At 66.5% G+C, this 17,882-nt stretch carries 12 protein-coding genes; 5 read left to right on the top strand and 7 right to left on the bottom strand.

Annotated elements, in window-relative coordinates:
* Positions 1-6: 6 nt before the first annotated feature.
* From ACZ46K_RS24725 to ACZ46K_RS24710, 4 genes are all read left to right on the top strand, one after another.
* Entirely contained in the window at positions 7-861 is an 855-nt protein-coding gene (locus ACZ46K_RS24725; protein ID WP_464745296.1) for a PHP domain-containing protein, read from the top strand.
* Positions 858-1,286, top strand: a complete 429-nt coding sequence (locus ACZ46K_RS24720) for a hypothetical protein (protein ID WP_464745294.1) — start codon at positions 858-860, stop codon at positions 1,284-1,286. The genes ACZ46K_RS24725 and ACZ46K_RS24720 overlap by 4 nt, the downstream gene beginning before the upstream one ends.
* Positions 1,287-1,752: 466 nt before the next feature.
* Positions 1,753-2,946 (top strand): NAD(P)-dependent malic enzyme, encoded by a 1,194-nt coding sequence (locus ACZ46K_RS24715; RefSeq protein ID WP_464745292.1) that lies wholly within the window; start codon positions 1,753-1,755, stop codon positions 2,944-2,946.
* Positions 2,947-3,050: 104 nt separating this feature from the next.
* Positions 3,051-4,001, top strand: coding sequence for a glycine betaine ABC transporter substrate-binding protein (locus tag ACZ46K_RS24710; RefSeq protein WP_054807566.1), 951 nt, complete (start codon positions 3,051-3,053; stop codon positions 3,999-4,001).
* 13 nt (positions 4,002-4,014) lie between these two features.
* Here ACZ46K_RS24710 and ACZ46K_RS24705 read toward each other — a convergent pair whose 3' ends face one another.
* Genes ACZ46K_RS24705 through ACZ46K_RS24695 form a run of 3 tightly spaced genes read right to left on the bottom strand, consistent with a single transcriptional unit; the run spans position 4,015 to position 7,321 of the window.
* Positions 4,015-4,920 (bottom strand): alpha/beta hydrolase, encoded by a 906-nt coding sequence (locus ACZ46K_RS24705; protein ID WP_464745290.1) that lies wholly within the window; start codon positions 4,918-4,920, stop codon positions 4,015-4,017.
* 8 nt (positions 4,921-4,928) lie between these two features.
* Positions 4,929-5,756: an SDR family NAD(P)-dependent oxidoreductase gene (locus tag ACZ46K_RS24700; protein ID WP_464745289.1), complete on the bottom strand. Its 828-nt coding sequence runs from the start codon at positions 5,754-5,756 to the stop codon at positions 4,929-4,931.
* Positions 5,753-7,321 (bottom strand): flavin-containing monooxygenase, encoded by a 1,569-nt coding sequence (locus ACZ46K_RS24695; protein ID WP_464745287.1) that lies wholly within the window; start codon positions 7,319-7,321, stop codon positions 5,753-5,755. The genes ACZ46K_RS24700 and ACZ46K_RS24695 overlap by 4 nt, the downstream gene beginning before the upstream one ends.
* Before the next feature lie 71 nt (positions 7,322-7,392).
* Between ACZ46K_RS24695 and ACZ46K_RS24690 the strand changes: the two genes are divergently transcribed.
* On the top strand, positions 7,393-8,058 hold the full coding sequence (locus ACZ46K_RS24690; RefSeq protein ID WP_054807228.1) for a TetR/AcrR family transcriptional regulator: 666 nt from the start codon (positions 7,393-7,395) through the stop codon (positions 8,056-8,058).
* Between the two features lie 37 nt (positions 8,059-8,095).
* Here the strand turns inward: ACZ46K_RS24690 and ACZ46K_RS24685 are convergent, their stop codons facing one another.
* From ACZ46K_RS24685 to ACZ46K_RS24670, 4 genes are all read right to left on the bottom strand, one after another.
* On the bottom strand, positions 8,096-11,761 hold the full coding sequence (locus ACZ46K_RS24685) for a multifunctional oxoglutarate decarboxylase/oxoglutarate dehydrogenase thiamine pyrophosphate-binding subunit/dihydrolipoyllysine-residue succinyltransferase subunit (RefSeq protein WP_464749457.1): 3,666 nt from the start codon (positions 11,759-11,761) through the stop codon (positions 8,096-8,098).
* A gap of 258 nt (positions 11,762-12,019) precedes the next feature.
* Positions 12,020-15,883 (bottom strand): ABC transporter ATP-binding protein, encoded by a 3,864-nt coding sequence (locus tag ACZ46K_RS24680; RefSeq protein ID WP_464745285.1) that lies wholly within the window; start codon positions 15,881-15,883, stop codon positions 12,020-12,022.
* A gap of 37 nt (positions 15,884-15,920) precedes the next feature.
* The gene (locus ACZ46K_RS24675) at positions 15,921-16,700 is read right to left on the bottom strand and encodes an ABC transporter permease (RefSeq protein WP_054806540.1); all 780 of its coding nucleotides are present in this window, start codon (positions 16,698-16,700) and stop codon (positions 15,921-15,923) included.
* Positions 16,697-17,764 (bottom strand): ABC transporter ATP-binding protein, encoded by a 1,068-nt coding sequence (locus ACZ46K_RS24670; protein ID WP_464745283.1) that lies wholly within the window; start codon positions 17,762-17,764, stop codon positions 16,697-16,699. Before ACZ46K_RS24670 ends, ACZ46K_RS24675 begins: the two co-directional genes overlap by 4 nt.
* Between the last annotated feature and the right edge of the window lie 118 nt (positions 17,765-17,882).

The raw sequence follows: 17,882 nt of genomic DNA, 5'->3' as shown, positions 1-17,882 counted from the left end.
TGTGTGGTGCGCATCGACCTTCACACCCATTCGGCCGCCTCCGACGGTACGGACACCCCCGCCGGGTTGGTCCGGAACGCGGCGGCAGCGGGCCTCGACGTGGTGGCTCTGACAGACCACGACACCACCGCGGGGTGGGACGAGGCCGTCGGTGCTCTGCCCTCCGGTCTGCGGTTGGTCCGGGGAATGGAGATGTCCTGCACCGGTCGCGGCGAGGACGGGTATCCGGTCGCGGTGCACCTGCTGGCGTATCTGTTCGATCCCACGGATCGGGTGTTCGTCGACGAACTCGAACGTTTGCGCGGTGAGCGCGTGTCGCGGTTGCGAGTGATGGCTGAACGTATGGCAGCGGACGGGCTGCCCATCGACGCGGACCGTGTCCTGGAGCAGGCCGGACCGGCGGCAGGTCGCCCGCACCTCGCGCGTGCGCTCGTCGAGGCCGGCGTCGTGCCGACGATCGGCGATGCCTTCACCGAACTGTTGGCGCCGCGGGGCCGCTACTACATCGACAAGAACGACACCCCGTTGGCCGAGGCCGTGAAGATGGTGGAGGCCGCCGGTGGCGTCACGGTCGTCGCGCACGCCCGGGCGAGATCTCGCGGGCGGATGCTGGCGCTGGATCAGATCGAGGAGCTCGCCGAGATCGGGCTCGGGGGTGTCGAGGCCGACCATCCCGACCACAGCGACGCGGATGCTCGGCTGATGAAGGATCTGGCGTCGAATCTGGGACTGTTCGTCACTGGTTCGTCCGATTATCACGGCGACAACAAATCGGTCGGGCTCGGCCGGTTCACGACCGACCGCGACGCGTTCGAGGACCTGCTGGATCGCGCGCACGGCGCCGAGGTGGTCGACGGATGAGGTCGCGGGACCCGCGTCGCCACGGCGGACATCAGGATGAAAACTACCGAGACAGTAACCATTACCACGCCGAGTACTACGCGGGCGAGTACTACTCGAATGAGTATTTCGGCGACGATGCACGCCACGGAATTCCTTCCGGGCGGGCCGGCATCGTGGTGAGGGCGGCACGCGTCGTCTCGGGGATCGTGACCGGCGCAGTTCTGGCTCTCATGATTCTGGTGTGCGGGGCCCACTATCTCGGGGGCAACGGCGATTTTCCCGGTCCGGGGACCGAATCGGTGGTGGCGCACGTCGTGGCGGCGGTCGTCGCGGTGGTGGCACAGGTCATCGCGGACCGCAGGCGGGGGCCGATCTCCGTCGCCGCCGCCATTGTGGTGGTTTTCACTGCATCGATTCTGTTGATCACTCAGTGGTGGGGTTGAGGGTGTGAAATCTCTGCGCTACTCGCCGGTAGTTCGGGCGTAACCCCAGGAACCGCTGAGGTATCACCGAAAAATCGACTGTCGGGGTTGCAAACTCACAGGTGGGGAGTGCAAAGCAGTGAGAACCTTCGCAACCAACACCGATTTGATGTTTGGTCTGTGAAGGTGGCAAACTTCTGTGTGGTTCGAGGTGGTGCTACCGCCCCGCTTCGGGCAGAAGATGGCAGGTCCTGCTGAAGGGCCGCCGCCAGGGCCACCCTCCTCGGCGCCATCACGCTCCGGAAGTCGTACAGCGTTGTACAGCGGCAATCGTGATCGCGCCCGGAAGCTTCACCGAACCCGTCCTTGGCGAAGCTGCTGCAACTACATATGGTGGATGCATATTGGTGCATGCCAATGATGTTCTGTTGCAGTTACTTCGCAGTAACCGGGACCGACTGGTCTCGGAACACGCAGGAGTGTCATCGTGTCTATTGTGTCCGACGCAAAAACCCCTCAGAAGCTCGCATTGACGGACGACGAGATCTTCGGCAGCCACGTCGACGGCAAGCTCTCAGTCGAGCTCACCTCGCCGCTGGACACCCAGCGCGACCTGTCCATCGCGTACACCCCGGGCGTTGCCCAGGTCAGCCGCGCGATCGCCGCCGACGCGACGCTCGCCGAGCGGTACACCTGGACCAACCGTCTCGTGGTCGTCGTGTCCGACGGCACCGCTGTTCTCGGACTCGGCGACATCGGCCCACGCGCCTCCCTTCCGGTGATGGAGGGCAAGGCCGCACTGTTCAAGAAGTTCGCCGGGCTCAACTCGATCCCGCTGGTCCTCGATACCAAGGACCCCGACGAGATCGTCGAGACCATCGTCCGGTTGCGCCCGAGTTTCGGTGCCGTCAACCTCGAAGACATCTCCGCCCCGCGTTGCTTCGAGATCGAGAAGCGCCTGATCGAGGCGCTCGACTGCCCGGTCATGCACGACGACCAGCACGGCACGGCGATCGTCCTGCTCGCCGCACTCAAGGGCGCGGTGAAGGTGCAGGGCCGCGACATCACGAAGCTGCGGGTCGTCATCTCCGGCGCAGGTGCGGCCGGTGTCGCGTGCGCCAACATCCTGCTCGCCGCAGGAATCGACGATGTCACGGTGCTCGATTCGAAGGGCATCATCTCACACGAACGCACCGACCTGTCGGGCGTGAAGACCGATCTGGCCGATCGCACCAACCCGTCCGGTCGCCACGGCGGAATGGTCGAGGCGCTCGACGGTGCCGACGTGTTCGTCGGCGTGTCCGCGGGCACCGTCCCGGAGGAGATCGTCGCGACCATGGCCGACGACGCGATCGTGTTCGCGCTGTCGAACCCGGATCCGGAGATCCACCCCGACGTCGCGTCCAAGCACGTCGCGATCGTTGCGACGGGACGCAGTGACTTCCCGAACCAGATCAACAACGTGCTCGCCTTCCCCGGTGTGTTCAAGGGTGCGCTCGACGCCGGCGCCCGCCGCATCACCGAGGGCATGAAGCTCGCCGCCGCCGAGGCCATCCTCTCGGTCGTCGGTGATGAGTTGGCTGTGGACAAGATCGTTCCGAGCCCGCTCGATCCGCGTGTCGCGCCCGCCGTCGCAGAGGCCGTTGCGGCCGCCGCGAAGGCAGAAGGTGTCGCCGACTGACGTGATCGCACCGTGCGCCCCGGCTCGAACCCGCACCAAGGTTCGGACCGGGGCGTTCGGCGTCGGTACACCGGGCGCCCGGTGCCTGTCGACGATGCGCGACAATGACCGCCGTGGGAATCCAGTGGATGCGAAACCGGTTGTCGGTCGTGGCGGTCGTGGCTGCGTTGCCGCTCTCGGCCGGATGCGCATCGTCGGTACTCGACCCGGCGGGGGTGTCCGGTCCCGTCGTGGTCGGGGCGCGGGACGGCGCGGATGGTGCACTGCTCGCGCACCTCTACGCCGGAGTGCTGCGTACGACCGGTATCGACGTGCAGGTGCGTGATGCTCTCGGCGACCGCGATGCGGCACTCGCTTCGCTCGATACCGCCGAGGTGACGGTGATCCCGGATTACTCGGGTCTGCTGCTGGAGCATTATGACCCGGGAATCACCTTCGGTGATGTCACTTCCGGGGACGCGGAGGACGTCTTCGAGGCGCTGGCTCGTGCGCTCCCCGACGAGCTGACGATCGCGGACTATGCGTCCGCCCAGAATCGTGCAGTGCTGGCCGCAGGCACCGAACTCGCTTCACAACAGGATGTCGCCGGCCTCGCAGACCGTTGCGCCGGACTGACATTTGTTCTCACCCCGGAATTCGAGGCCGTGGGCGGACTCGACTCGCTCACGGGTATCGGATGCGAGCCGCGGACGGTGGAACATGCGGACTCCGCCGAGGCCTTCGGCGCGGCGTCCGGTGACACCGTCGCGGGACTGACCACTCTCGCGTCCGTGTTCTCGGAGGAGAGCAGCGGAAGCGATGTGGTCACGGTGCCCGACGCTCCGGATCGCGCACCCATGGAAGAGGCCTCCGTCGACGCGGAGACACCGGTGTTCGTCGCGCAGAACGTCGTCCCGGTCTTCCGTAAGGACGTGTTCGGCGAGCCCCAGCTCGATGCACTCCGCACCGTTGCCGGCGAACTCACCACCGCAGATCTGGCCGAGATGCTGGCCCGCATCGACGACGGCGACGACATCGCCGGGGTCGCCGCCACCTGGCTTGCCGAGCACACCTGACAGCGCCGACCGATCAGAGCAGCGACGACGCTGTCATGTGTGAACGCAGGAACTCGCCGAATTCGACCACCGCGTCCGCGGCCTCCTTCACGAGAGAGGCCTGCAGCCCCGCAACATGCCACAGCTCCGGCTGCTCCACCAGTGTGAGATCCACACCGGCTGCGCGCAGCCTGCCCGCGAATTCGAGGATCTGCGGGTAGAGCACCTCGGTGGTGCCGACCTGGATCAGCGTCGGCGGCATGCCTGTCAGGTCCGCGTGCATGGGCGCGTAGCCCGGGTCGGTGGGGTCGCCGTCGCCGAGGTACGCCTCTGCGGAGGCATACGCCCACGCGGTGTTGACGACGACGTCTCGTTCGAATGGTGCGGTGCGCGAACCCGGATCCGTCCACGGCGAGAACAGGCCCACGGCGGCCGGGGTGACGCCGTGTTCGCCGATGAGCCGGTTCGCGGTAGCGACGGAGAGGCCGCCACCCGCCGAATCTCCTGCGATGGAAATGGATTCGGGGGCGAAGTTGTGTCCGTCGAGGAGTTCGAGGTAGGAGCCGACCGCGTCGACCAGAGCGGCCGGGTACGGATGCTCCGGCGCGAGGCGGTAGTCCACCGCGTAGACCACGGACCCGCTTGCGGCCGCGAGATGCGCGACCAGTGACCGGTGCGTGCTCGGCGACGCGCAGGTGTAGGCACCGCCGTGCAGATACAGCACCGCGGTGGGTCGTTCGGTGGCGCCCACCGTCACCCGCTCGGCCGGCCGGCCCGCCAGGGTGGTCGGTCGGATCACAGTGCCGGCGGGCAGGGTCTGGATCGGCGCGGCGGCCTCGAGCAGGCGACGTTGCACGGGATAGGGGAGTCGTGCGTTGAGCGTGAGGCCGTACAGGGGTCGGAGTGCGGCGCGGACGAGCGGCAGCGGCAGGTGGGGCATGACGAACGCTAACCCTTCGGCAGGACGCGCGCCGTCACGAACGCGACGACACGCTGGTACGACGGACCGACGAGGCGCACCCATCCGTCGAGCAGTTTCGCGTCGGCGCCGATCAGCACGCGGCCCTTGTTCTTCCGGACGCCGTTCACGATCGTCGCGGCTGCATCCTCGGGGCTGGTGCGGGCCAGCTTGCTGTCGAAGAACTGTGCGAAGGACACCTGATCGTCGCCGTCGGGCACGGCCGCGTTGCGCGCGATCGCCGTCTTGATTCCGCCCGGATGCACGCACGTGACCTGGACGGGATGCTTCGCGACGAGCATCTCCTGCCGCAGCGACTCGGTGAATCCACGTACCGCGAATTTTGCTGCGTTGTACGCACTCTGACCGGGAATGGACAGCAACCCGAACAAGGACGACACATTGATCAAGTGGCCGTCACCAGATGCGATCAGATGTGGGAGAAATGCTTTGGTGCCGTTGACTACTCCCCAGAAGTCCACATCCACGACGCGCTCGAAGTCCTTGAACTCGGTGCGCTCGAACTCGCCGTGATAGGCGATACCCGCATTGTTGTAGACCTGGTTGACCACGCCGAAGCGCTCGACGACCTTGTCCGCGTACTCCATGACCTTCTCGCGCTGCGAGACATCGAGGGCGTCGGCCTGTACTTCGGCGCCGAGATCGCGGGCGCGGCGGGCGGTTTCTTCGAGCCCGACGGTGTCGACATCGGACAACGCCAGCCGGGCGCCCTTCGCTGCAAGATTCAGTGCGAGGGCGCGCCCGATGCCCGAGCCTGCGCCGGTGATGACGACGACCCTGCCGGTGAATTCACTCATTGTGCTGCGACCTCTCGGGTGAGTTCGGTTTCCGCTGTCTGCCCGGGAACGGGGGCGGGAAGGTCGACGGCGGCGACGCTACGGTACGCCTCGAGGTCGAATTCCTTCGTGATGTTGCGGAATTCGAAGGTGAATCCCGGCCATACCGTGGTGTTGTTGCCGTGCTTGTCGAGGTACCAGCTCGCGCAGCCACCGGTGTTCCACACGCTCGATCCGAGGGCGTGCTGAAGTGTGCGGTTGTAGTCGTTCTGGGCGTCCTCGCGCACTTCGACGGTGCCGATGCGGTGCTGGTCGACGGTGCGGATCGCGTCGACGAGGTAGTTGAGCTGTGATTCGATCATGTAGACCATCGAGGTGTGGCCGAGTCCGGTGTTGGGCCCGACGAGGAAGAACATGTTCGGGAATCCGGCAACGGCGGTGCCCTTGTATCCTTGCATGCCGCTGTGGTCGAAGACCTCGGCGAGCGAGCGGCCGTCCTTGCCGAAGATCCCGGCGAATGTGGGGGAGTCGGTGACGTGGAAGCCGGTGGCGACGACGATCGCATCCACCTTGCGGGTGGTGCCGTCCTTCGTGACGACGCCGTCGGAAGTCACCTCGCTGATACCGGAGGTGACCAGGTCGACGTTCGGCCGAGTGAGCGCCGGGTAGTAGGCGTTGGAGATGAGCATGCGTTTGCAGCCGATCTTGAAGGTCGGGGTGACCTTGCGTCGCAGCACCGGATCAGCGATCTGCCGACGAATCTGGGCTCGGGCCGCGAGTTCGAGTGGTTTCATGAAGATCGGGGCCTTGGCGAGACCGATGACCTGCGTCTCGCGAGTCAAGTACTGGACTGCACGGGAGAGGCGCTGGAAGCCCGGTACATAGCGGAACGCGAATCGCTCGGCCTTGGTGTATTCGCGGTCGGCGCGGGGGAGGATCCACGGCGCGGTGCGCTGGTAGACGTCGAGATGCGAGACCTTCCCGGCGATCGCGGGAACGATCTGGATGGCAGACGCTCCGGTGCCGATCACGGCCACGCGCTTGCCCGTGAGGTCGGCGTCGTGGTTCCAGCGCGACGAGTGGAAGATCTCGCCCTCGAAGCCGTCGATGCCCTTGATGTCGGGCAGCGACGGCTCGCACAGCGCACCGACTGCAGAGACGAGGATCTTCGCGCTGAATGCGCCCTTGGTGGTCTGGACGTCCCATCGGAACGTCGTCGTGTTCCAGGTCGCGGAGTGCACGTCGCATCCGAAGACGGTGCGGCGGCGCACGTCGTACTTGTCGGCGACGGAGGAGATGTATGCCTGGATCTCGGGCTGAGGGGAGAACGAGCGGGTCCAGCCGGGGTTGAGGGCGAAGGAGTACGAATACAGGTTCGACGGCACGTCGCACGCGGCGCCGGGGTAGGTGTTGTCGCGCCAGGTGCCGCCCACGTCGTTGCCGCGCTCGAGGACGAGGAAATCCTTGCCCGCGCGGGTGAGCTTGATGGCGGCGCCGAGTCCGGCGAATCCGCTGCCGATGATCAGCGTGTCGACGAGGCGGGGGCTTGTGTCGGCCGCGGTGGTGTCTGTAACCGGAAGACTCATGTAACTCAGCGTAGGTACTTGTTGAGCGCCGGTCAATAGTCTTGTTGACTCTAATTCAGTAACGCTGTTGCATGGAAGGTGTGAAAGGCACCGACACCAAACGAAGAAGGCTCGGACCGGCGGAACGCCGCGCCCAGTTGATCGACCTCGGGATGCGGATGCTCGCCGAACGTCCACTCGATCAGATCTCCGTCGAGGACATCGCCGACGAAGCAGGAGTGTCGCGCGGACTGCTCTTCCACTACTTCTCGTCCAAGCACGAATTCCACGTCGAACTCGTCCGGCACATCAGCCGCGACATGCTCGAATGCACCGCACCGGACGACACCCTCGAACCCTTCGACATGCTGCGCGGCACCATCGTCGCCTATGCCGACTACGTGACCGAGCGCCGCGACACCTACGTGTCGATGCTGCGCGGAACCGCGAGCGGAGACCCGGACATGCGCGAGGTCTTCGAGCAGACGCGCACCGCCATGGTCGAGCGAACCCTTCGATACCTGCCGGACATCGGGATCGAGGCCGGCCCCGCGGTCCGCCTCGCCGTACGCGGCTGGGTGGCGTTCGTCGAAGACATCACCATCGCGTGGCTCCGCGAGCCGACCATCGACCGCGACCAGTTCATCGAACTCGCGGTCGGCGCACTTCCCGCCGTGACCTACGCAGCGGTCGCACTCGGTGGAACGGCGCGAGCCGGGTCGGTCGTCCCGAAGGACGAACCGACCCGGCTCGCATGAGAACCGTCATGCCCTGATCGAGCACGAACGGGGCTTGCTAGCGTTCGAAGGCCTTGTCGAGGATCTCCTGCTGCTCGACCGCGTGCACCTTGCTCGAGCCCGACGACGGAGCAGACATCGCGCGACGCGACACCCGCTTCACACCGGAGAGGTGATCGGGAAGAAGCTCCGGCAGAGCCAGCCCCAGGAACGGCCATGCACCCTGGTTGGCCGGCTCCTCCTGCACCCAGAAGAACTCGTTGGCATTCGGGTACTTGTCGAGCGTCTCGGCGATCCGTCGACGCGGCACGGGGTACAACTGCTCGACACGGACGATCGCGATATCGTCGCGGCCTTCCTTCTGCTTCTTCGCGAGGAGCTCCCAGTAGATCTTTCCTGAGGTCAGCAGCACACGAGTGACCTTGGACCGGTCGGCGCTTCCGTCCTCGAACGGGATCTCTTCGAGAAGCGAGCGGAACTTGCCCTGCGTGAAGTCCTCGACGTTGCTGACCGCAGCCTTGTTGCGCAGCATCGACTTCGGAGTGAAGACCACCAGCGGGCGGCGGATGCCGTCGAGGTGATGGCGACGCAGCAGGTGGAAGTAGCTCGCCGGCGTGGACGGCACCGCCACAGTCATCGAGCCTTCTGCGCACAGCTGCAGCCAGCGCTCGATACGGCCGGAGGTGTGGTCGGGGCCCTGACCCTCATGGCCGTGCGGCAGAAGCATCACGACGTCGGAGAGCTGACCCCACTTGGCCTCACCGGACGAGATGAACTCGTCGATGATCGGCTGGGCGCCGTTGACGAAATCGCCGAACTGCGCCTCCCACAGCACCAGCGCCTCGGGATTACCCACCGAGTAGCCGTACTCGAAGCCCAGGCCCGCGAACTCGGTCAGCGCCGAGTCGTAGACCATGAAGCGGCCACCCTCACCGGAGTTCGCGGCGACCTCGGCGAGCGGGTTGTACTCGTCGCCGGTCTTGCGGTCGATGAGGACCGAGTGGCGCTGTGTGAACGTGCCACGCCGCGAGTCCTGTCCGGCAAGACGCACCAGTGCGCCCTGCTCGGCGAGCGAGCCGAACGCGAGCAGTTCGGCGTACGCCCAGTCGATGTGGCCGCTGCGGGACATCTCGCGGCGCTTCTCGATGACCGGCTTGACGCGTGGGTGCACGCTGAAGCCCTCGGGGACGTTCACGAATGCGTCGCCGATGCGGTCGAGCACGCTCTGGTCCACCGCCGTGGTCAGGCGAGGCGCAGGCGTCTGGTCGAGTTCGACGGACTCGGACGGTTCCGGCTGGAACTTCTCGAGTTCGCGGACCTCGTTGAACACCCGCTCCAACTGGCCCTGGTAGTCACGCAGTGCGTCTTCGGCTTCCTTGAGCGAAATGTCGCCGCGGCCGATCAGGGCCTCGGTGTAGCTCTTACGGACGCTGCGCTTGGTGTCGATCACGTCGTACATCGCCGGCTGTGTCATCGACGGGTCGTCGCCCTCGTTGTGGCCGCGACGGCGGTAGCAGATCATGTCGATCACGACGTCCTTGTGGAACTTCTCGCGGAAGTCCACGGCGAGCTGCGCAACCCACACGCATGCTTCGGGATCGTCACCGTTGACGTGGAAGATCGGCGCGCCGATCATCTTCGCGACGTCGGTGCAGTACTCGGACGAACGCGAGTGCTCCGGCGCGGTGGTGAAGCCGACCTGGTTGTTGACGACGATGTGCACGGTGCCGCCGGTGCGATACCCGCGCAGCAGCGCCAGGTTCAGCGTCTCGGCGACCACACCCTGACCTGCGAACGCGGCATCGCCGTGCAGCAGCAGCGGCAGGACGGTGAAGCCGCTCTCACCCTTGTCGAGGATGTCCTGCTTCGCGCGGACGAGGCCCTCGAGGACCGGGTCGACCGCTTCGAGGTGCGACGGGTTCGCGGTCAACGAGACCTTGATGTCGTTCTCGCCGAACATCTGGATGTAAGTGCCCTCGGCGCCGAGGTGGTACTTCACGTCGCCGGAGCCGTGTGCGGCCGACGGGTTCAGGTTGCCCTCGAACTCCGTGAAGATCTTCGAGTACGGCTTGCCCACGATGTTGGCGAGCACATTCAGGCGACCACGGTGCGGCATCGCGATCGCGACCTCGTCGAGCTGGTGCTCGGCGGCCTGATCGATGATCGAGTCCATCATCGGAATGACGGACTCGGCACCCTCGAGGGAGAACCGCTTCTGCCCGACGTACTTGGTCTGCAGGAACGTCTCGAATGCCTCGGCGGCATTGAGGCGGCTCAGAATGTACTTCTGCTGCGCAACGGTCGGCTTGACGTGGTGCGCCTCGACCCGTTCCTGCAACCACTGCTGCTGCTCGGGCTCGAGGATGTGTGTGTACTCGATGCCGACGTGGCGGCAGTACGCGTCGCGCAGAACCGACAGCACGTCGCGCAGCTTCATGCGCTGCTGGCCGTGGAAACCACCCACGTTGAACTCGCGGTCGAGGTCCCACAGGGTCAGGTCGTGGGTGGTGACGTCGAGGTCGGGGTGAGAACGGAACTTGTCGCGTACGAACTGCAGCGGATCGGTGTCCGCCATCAGGTGACCACGGTTGCGGTACGCCGCGATCATCTCGAGCACACGGGTGTGCTTGTCGACGAGGCCTTCCGGCACGTCCTTGCGCCAGCGGACCGGCTCGTAAGGGATGTGCAGCGTGTGGAAGATCTCGTCGTAGAACTCGTCGGAGATCAGCAGCCGATGGATCTGACGGAGGAATTCGCCCGACTCGGCGCCCTGGATGACGCGGTGGTCGTACGTCGAGGTCAGGGTCAGCAGCTTGCCGATGCCGATTTCGGCGATGCGTTCGTCGGAGGCGCCCTGGAACTCGGCGGGGTACTCCATCGCGCCTGCTCCGATGATCGCGCCCTGACCGTTCATCAGACGCGGAACCGAATGCACGGTACCGATGCCGCCCGGGTTGGTCAGCGAGATCGTGACGCCGGAGAAGTCCTCACCGGTGAGCTTGCCGTCGCGGGCACGACGGACGATGTCCTCGTACGCCGAGTAGAACTGCGCGAAGTTCATCGTCTCGCAGTTGCGGATAGCAGCAACGACGAGTGAACGCTGCCCGTTCTTGCCGGGAAGGTCGATGGCGAGACCGAGGTTGGTGTGCGCCGGGGTGACGAGGTTCGGCTTGCCGTCGATCTCGGCAAAGTGGTTGTTCATGTTCGGGTACGCCTGGATCGCCTGGACGATCGCGTAGCCGAGCAGGTGGGTGAACGACACCTTGCCGCCGCGCGTGCGCGCGAGGTGGTTGTTGATGACGATCCGGTTGTCGAACATCAGCTTCGCCGGGACGGCGCGGACGCTGGTGGCGGTCGGGATCGACAGCGAGGCGTTCATGTTCTTCGCGACCGCGCCGGCAGCACCGCGGAGAACCTTCTTCTCCTCGGTTGCGGGTGTGGCGGAAGGCGCAGCAGCAGCCTTGGGTGCGGGCTTCGCTGCGGCGGGCTTGGCGGCCGGGGCCGCCTGAGGTGCAGGCGCGGCCTTCGGGGCTGCAGCCTTGGGGGCAGGAGTGGCCGAAGCAGTCGTGGCGGGTGCGGACGTCGCCGGTGCGGGCTTCTCGGGTGCCGTGGTGTCGGATCCGTTCACACCTCCTGCAACCGCTGCTTCCGGCGAGTAATCGGTCAGGAACTCGTGCCAGCTCGCATCCACGGACGACGGGTCGTCCTGGAATCGCTGGTACATCTCGTCAACCAACCACTGGTTCTGTCCGAACTGTGATGTAGAGCTGCTGCTCACGGCAGTTGTTCGCCTCGTTTCTTTCTTCGGTACCCGATCGGAGCGCCTGTGGTTATGAGGCTAGCCCTTGGCATGTGACGATTCGAACCGATCGTTCATGCGCGAGAGCCACCTCACAATCTCGAGTCGACGGGGTCTCCATCGATGACGGTTCTCGACCGCCGATTATTCCCTGTTACGTGCATCGCCGCAGCACTGGCCCCGTTACAGATTCGAGCTGTGAGGGCTCGCAACCGGTTCGGCGTTCCGTTCGGGCGTGTCGGCCGCGACGTCCTGGATGTCGGGGACGAGCGTTCCGGTAGCAAGATGCCACAATGTGGTGTACAGACCGCCTGCACGGTGCAGTGTCTCGTGCGGTCCGCTCTCGACCACTCGGCCCCCGTCGATCACCACGACCAGGTCGGCGCGAGCCGCGGTGGCGAGCCGGTGCGCGACGATCACCGCAGTCCGTGAGCGCGTGAGCGACGCCCCGGCCTCGAGCACGGCCTGCTCGGTGGCCGGATCCAGGGTGGCAGTCGCTTCGTCGAGCAGAAGCAGATCCGGATCGACGAGTTCGGCCCGTGCCAACGCGATCAACTGACGCTGTCCGGCCGACAGACCCTGACCACGCTCGCCGACCGGGTGCAGCATCCCTCCGTCGAGACCGGCGATCATGTCGAGTGCCCCCACCGCGCGCGCCGCGGATTCGATGGCGGACCGGTCGGCGTCGGGTCGGCCGTACGCGATGTTGCTCGCCACCGTCCCGGTGAACAGATGCGCCTCCTGCGGCACCACGCCGAGCCTGCCGCGATACTCGGGCAGCCGGTACCCGCGCAGATCCGTCCCGTCGACCCGCACCGAGCCGGACGTCGGGTCGTAGAAGCGGGCGAGCAGTTTGACGATCGTCGACTTCCCGGCACCCGTGCGACCCACCAACGCGACGGTCGATCCAGGCGGAAAGCTGAGGTCGACGTCGGCGAGCGCTGCCGTGTCGGCCCCGCTGTAGCGGAACCCGACATCGTCGAGACGAACGTCGCCGCGCAGGTGCCCGGACACCTCGACGGTGCCCGCCGGTCCGGACTCGAGAGAACTCTCGGTGGCCAGCAGATCACCGATTCGGCGCAACCCGACGCGTGCCTGCTGATAGCCGTCGAACACCTGCGACAACTGCTGGATCGGACCGAACAGCAGGTTCAGGTACAGGACGAACGCGATCAGCACACCCGCGGTCGTGGCGCCGGACGCGACCTCGCGCGCACCCACGAATACGACGGCCGCCAACGCCAGATCCGACAGGAACGTGATGAACGGGAAGTACAGGGAGATCGCCCGCTGCGACCGCATGCGGCTGCGGCGGTACGCGTCGGCGCGTTCGGCGAACCGGCGTGCAGACGTCTCCTCGCGGCGGTACGCCTGGGCCGCGCGCAGTCCGGTGATGTTCTCCTGGAAGTCGGCGTTGACCACGGAGATGCGTTCCCGCGAGACCGCATAGGCCGTACCCGAGACCTTCCGGAACCAGAGCGTCGCCGCCACCAACACCGGGATGACACCGAGCACCACCACGGCGAGCGAGGCGTCGGTGACCAGCAGGGCCACCGAGATGCCGAGCAGCGTCAACACGCTCACCACCGCGGTCGACAATCCCGTCTGGATGAACTGCGACAGCGCGTCGACGTCGGTCGTCATCCGGGTCATGATCCGGCCGGACAGTTCGCGCTCGTAGTAGTCGAGGCCCAGTCGCTGCAGGTGCGCATAGCTGCGTACCCGCAGCCCGAAGAGCACGCGTTCCCCGGCTCGGGCGGTGAGTACCGTCAGGACGGCGACCGCGACCCACCCGAGCAGCGCGAGTCCGACACCCATCGCTCCAGCGATCCACAGCATGTCGGGGTCGCCGGGGGTGACACCCCGGTCGACGGCGAACCGCACGATCGACGGGAACGCGATGTTGATCGCGGACTCGACTGCCAGACACACGATCACTGCGGCGAGCAGCCGACGCACCGGGCGCAGCGTTCGCAGAAGCCGGAACTGCGGGTCGGGTCGGCGCAACGCACGCAACTGCAGTTCGGGGTCGGTGCCGGGTTGTTCCGCGGCCGGGGGCAACGCGGCGACCGCTGCGCGCAGTTCGGGGGTGGGTGCCACCGCGCCGAGCGCGCCGCTCACGGGGCCGCCCGCACTGCGCCCACCACCGGAGCCGTGGGTCGCGGGAGCGAGGGCAGCCGGCCCGCTCGGTGAACCGTCGCCGGGCGAGGCCTCCGCGGCGGGCCACAGCGCATGAGAACCGGGGGGCACACTTCGCCCGGGTGATACGGCCTGTTCGGATGGGGCATCGGGTGATGTGCCCGTCAACAAGCGGCGGAACACCGGACTGCGCCGATCGAGTTCGTCGACGGTCCCGACGTCGACGATCCTGCCGTCGTCGAGCACCGCGACACGGTCGGCGAGTGCCAGCGTCGACCGGCGGTGTGCGAGCACCAGGGTGGTGCGGTCGGTCTGTGCGCGGAGCGCGGCGTAGATCGCGGCCTCCGTCTCGGCATCCACTGCGGATGTCGCGTCGTCGAGGACCAGCACCCGGGGACTGAGCAGCAGGGCTCGAGCCAGCGCAACACGCTGCCGTTGCCCACCCGAGAGCGTGAGACCGCGCTCGCCGACGACGGTGTCGTACCCGTCGGTCAGGGAGTCGATGAACTCGTCGGCGCGGGCCGCGACCGCGGCGGCGCGGATCTCCTCGTCGGTGGCGTCGGGCCGGCCCAGCGCGATGTTCGTCGCGATGGTGTCGGAGAACAGGAACGGCTCGTCGAATACGAGGCTCACCGCTTCGCGCAGCCGGTCGGCGCGCAGCGAGGCCACATCGACATCGCCGCCGTCGGACGTCAGGCACACCGCGCCTGCCGATGGCGTGTAGAAGCGTGGTGCCAGCAGAGACAGAGCGGTCTTGCCCGACCCGGCGGGCCCGACGATCGCGACGGTCTCGCCGGGCAGCACCTCGAGGTCCATCCCGTCGAGGACGTCGCGGCCCTCGTCGAAACCGAAAGTGACATCGCGGAACGCGAGCCCGAGCGGACCGTCGGGGAGGGATACCGGATGCGGAGGATCAGCGACGTCGGGCTCGGTGTCGATCACCTCGTACACCCGCTCGACCGCGGCGCGCGAGAGCTGCGCCATGATCACGACCTGGGCCAACGTACGGGTCGTCGCGCTCATCGTCGCGACGTACGCGGTGAACGCGACGAAGGTGCCGACCGTGATCGTGCCGTTCAAGGTGAGCCAGCCACCGAGCACGATCGTTGCGACCAGACCGAGCTGCGGGATCGCGCCCATCGGCGCAGCGAACCGCGCGTTGATCCGTGCCGCCCGCATGCGCTCGGAGTACAGGATCCGGCCGTGGTTCTCGAGCTGGTCGACGGCACGGTCCTCCTGGCCGAAGCCTTTGACCACCCGGACTCCGGTAACGGTTTCCTCGACGTGCTGGGCGAGGTCGGCGGCCCGCTGCTGCGCCGACCATGTCGCGGCGAAGACCTTGGGGCGGACCACCCGCACGATGGTCACGATGACGGGCACTGTGGCGACCGCGATCAGCGTGAGCAGCGGCGAGAGCGACGTCATGATCGCGAGAGCCAGCAGGAGCTGCAGCAATGCGCCTGCCGACATCGGAACCATCGCGAGCAGACCCTGGATGAGCTGAAGGTCGGTGATCGAGCGCGACACCACCTGTCCGGTGCGGATGCGATCCTGACCGTGGCCGTCGAGGCGTTGCAGCGATCCGAGCAGACGTAACCGGAGGTCGTGTTGGACGTCCAGCGAGAGCCTTCCCGCCAGCATCCGTCGCCCGTACTGGCATCCGAACCGGACGGTCGCGCCCACCGCGATCGCAGCGGCCGCGAGTCCGATCAGGTTCGGGATCGAGGCGAATTCAGTGGCCTCCCCGGTGGCGCTGTCGAGTGCGACCTTGGTGAGCAGTGGGAACGCGATATCGATCAGCGCGGCGATCGCTGTGAGCGCGAGCGCGCCGATCGCCGTTCTGCGGTGGCGCATGCATTCTGCACCGAGGCGGCGGACCCAACCTCGAGAGTGTGTGTGGTGTGGCATTTCCTCCGACATTAGACCCGGGCTGCGACAGCAGTACTCAGGTGAGATCGCGACTGCGGGTCCGCCACCACCCGAGCCCACAGATCAACGCGGTCCAGAAGATCAGGACGAGCGGGGCAAGCGGCCACGACACCGGCATCTCGGCCTCGCCGGACACGTCGACGACACCGAACAGTGTGTACCAGGTGATCTGGGCAGGGAGGAACTGTGCGACGCCACCGAGACCCATGCCGTGCAGCACGAGGGACACGGTCAGCTCACCGAACGGAACCCACGCGCAGATCGCGAGGACGCTGCCCACCATCGAGCCGGTGAACAGTCCCAGACCCGAGCCGATGAGTGCCCACAGCACCGCGCAGAGCAGACCGGTGCCGAGGACGCCCGCGATACTGCCGAGATCGGCGCCCGAGAAGCCACCGCCGAACATGAGGATGGTCAGGGCCGACACGACCTCCGTGATCACGCAATACAGCAGACCGAACAGCGCCGCGGTCGCGTACTTGGATGCGATGACCAGGTCGCGCCCGCGTGTGGTGAGGAAGGTGGTGATGATGGTGCGGTGCTGGTATTCGCCGCCGGAGTCGACGACGCCGAACAGCGCGGCGAACAGGAACACCAGGGCGAGCGCGAACGAGATGCCCACTGCTGCTGCAGCGGCCTCGGCGAAGCCGGGCCCGAGGATGTCCTCGACCTGACGCATCACGGGGAGCGTGAGAGCTCCGCAGAACAACCCGACCACCAGCGGGGCGATACCCAGGATCCACCAGTACCGCAGGCCGAGTACCTTCCGGAACTCGGCTGTCAGAAGTGCGGTCACGGGTGTCCTCCGGGTCCGGTCGGCGGTTGCTGGAAGGTCGGTCGGCCTTGGAAGTTCTGCAAGTTCTGTAAGTTCTGGGGCGCGCCGAAGTTCTGCGGTGCAGCCGTGTACTGGCCGGCCGTGATCGCGAGGAAGACCTGTTCGAGGTCGACATGCTCGATGCTCGTACCGAACAGTGTGATGCCGTGTTCACTCGCCAGTGCGGCGATGCGATCGGGTTCGACGCCCACGACGGCCAGACGGCCGTCGGGCTGGATCTGCGCATCGGTGAAACCGCTCGCGGCGAGTGCCGTCGCCAGCTTCACAGGGTCGGATACCGCAACGAGTACCCGCGACCGGTAGGCGTTGCGAAGTTCCGCCATGCTGGTCTGCATCACGAGCGCACCGCGGCTGATGATCACGAGGTGGTCGGCCATCTGCTCGACCTCGCGGAGGATGTGACTCGAGATCAGAACGGTGCCGCCGTTTCGCGCGAACGTCACGAGGAAGTCGCGAAGCCATGCCATTCCCTCGGGGTCGAGACCGTTGGCGGGTTCGTCGAGGATCAGATAACGCGGTTGGCCGAGTAGCGCGGTCGCCAATGCGAGGCGTTGCCGCATCCCGAGCGAGAACTCACCGATCCGCCGACGCGCTGCGGAAGTCAACCCCACGAGGTCGAGCATCCGGGCGGCCCGATCGTCGGGCACACCCATCGCCGCGCAGTACGCCCTCAGGTGTGTGGCTGCAGTGTGCTTCGGGTGCGCGCTCTGCGCATCGAGCACCGCGCCCACGATCTGAGCGGGGTGTTCGAGCCGGCCGAACGGCACACCGTCGACGTATGCAGTGCCGGCGGTGGGTCGTACCAGCCCCGTCACCATGCTCAGTGTCGTCGTCTTGCCCGACCCGTTGGGGCCGAGAAACCCGGTGATCGAACCCCGCGGCACTGTGAAGCTCAGATTCGACACGGCGGTGACACTGCCGAACGTCTTGGTCAGCCCGTCCACTGCAATCCCGGGAGGGGGTCCGCTCGCCGGTGCCGTGAAATGCGGCTGCCCGTGCGGAGTGTTCGCTGACGGTGCTGTCACAGAAATGTTCCCCCGGTTACCTCTCGCGATTGTGCCGCCGCGAGCATACGTGCAGGCAGTGTCGAGACGACTGACCCAGGTCGAGGTCGAGACGACCGACCCAGGTCGAGACGAGTGC

The organism is Rhodococcus sp. JCM 9793, assembly GCF_055380405.1.
Note: the sequence above shows the minus strand (reverse complement) of the source record. Positions and strands in the feature narration are given on the sequence as shown.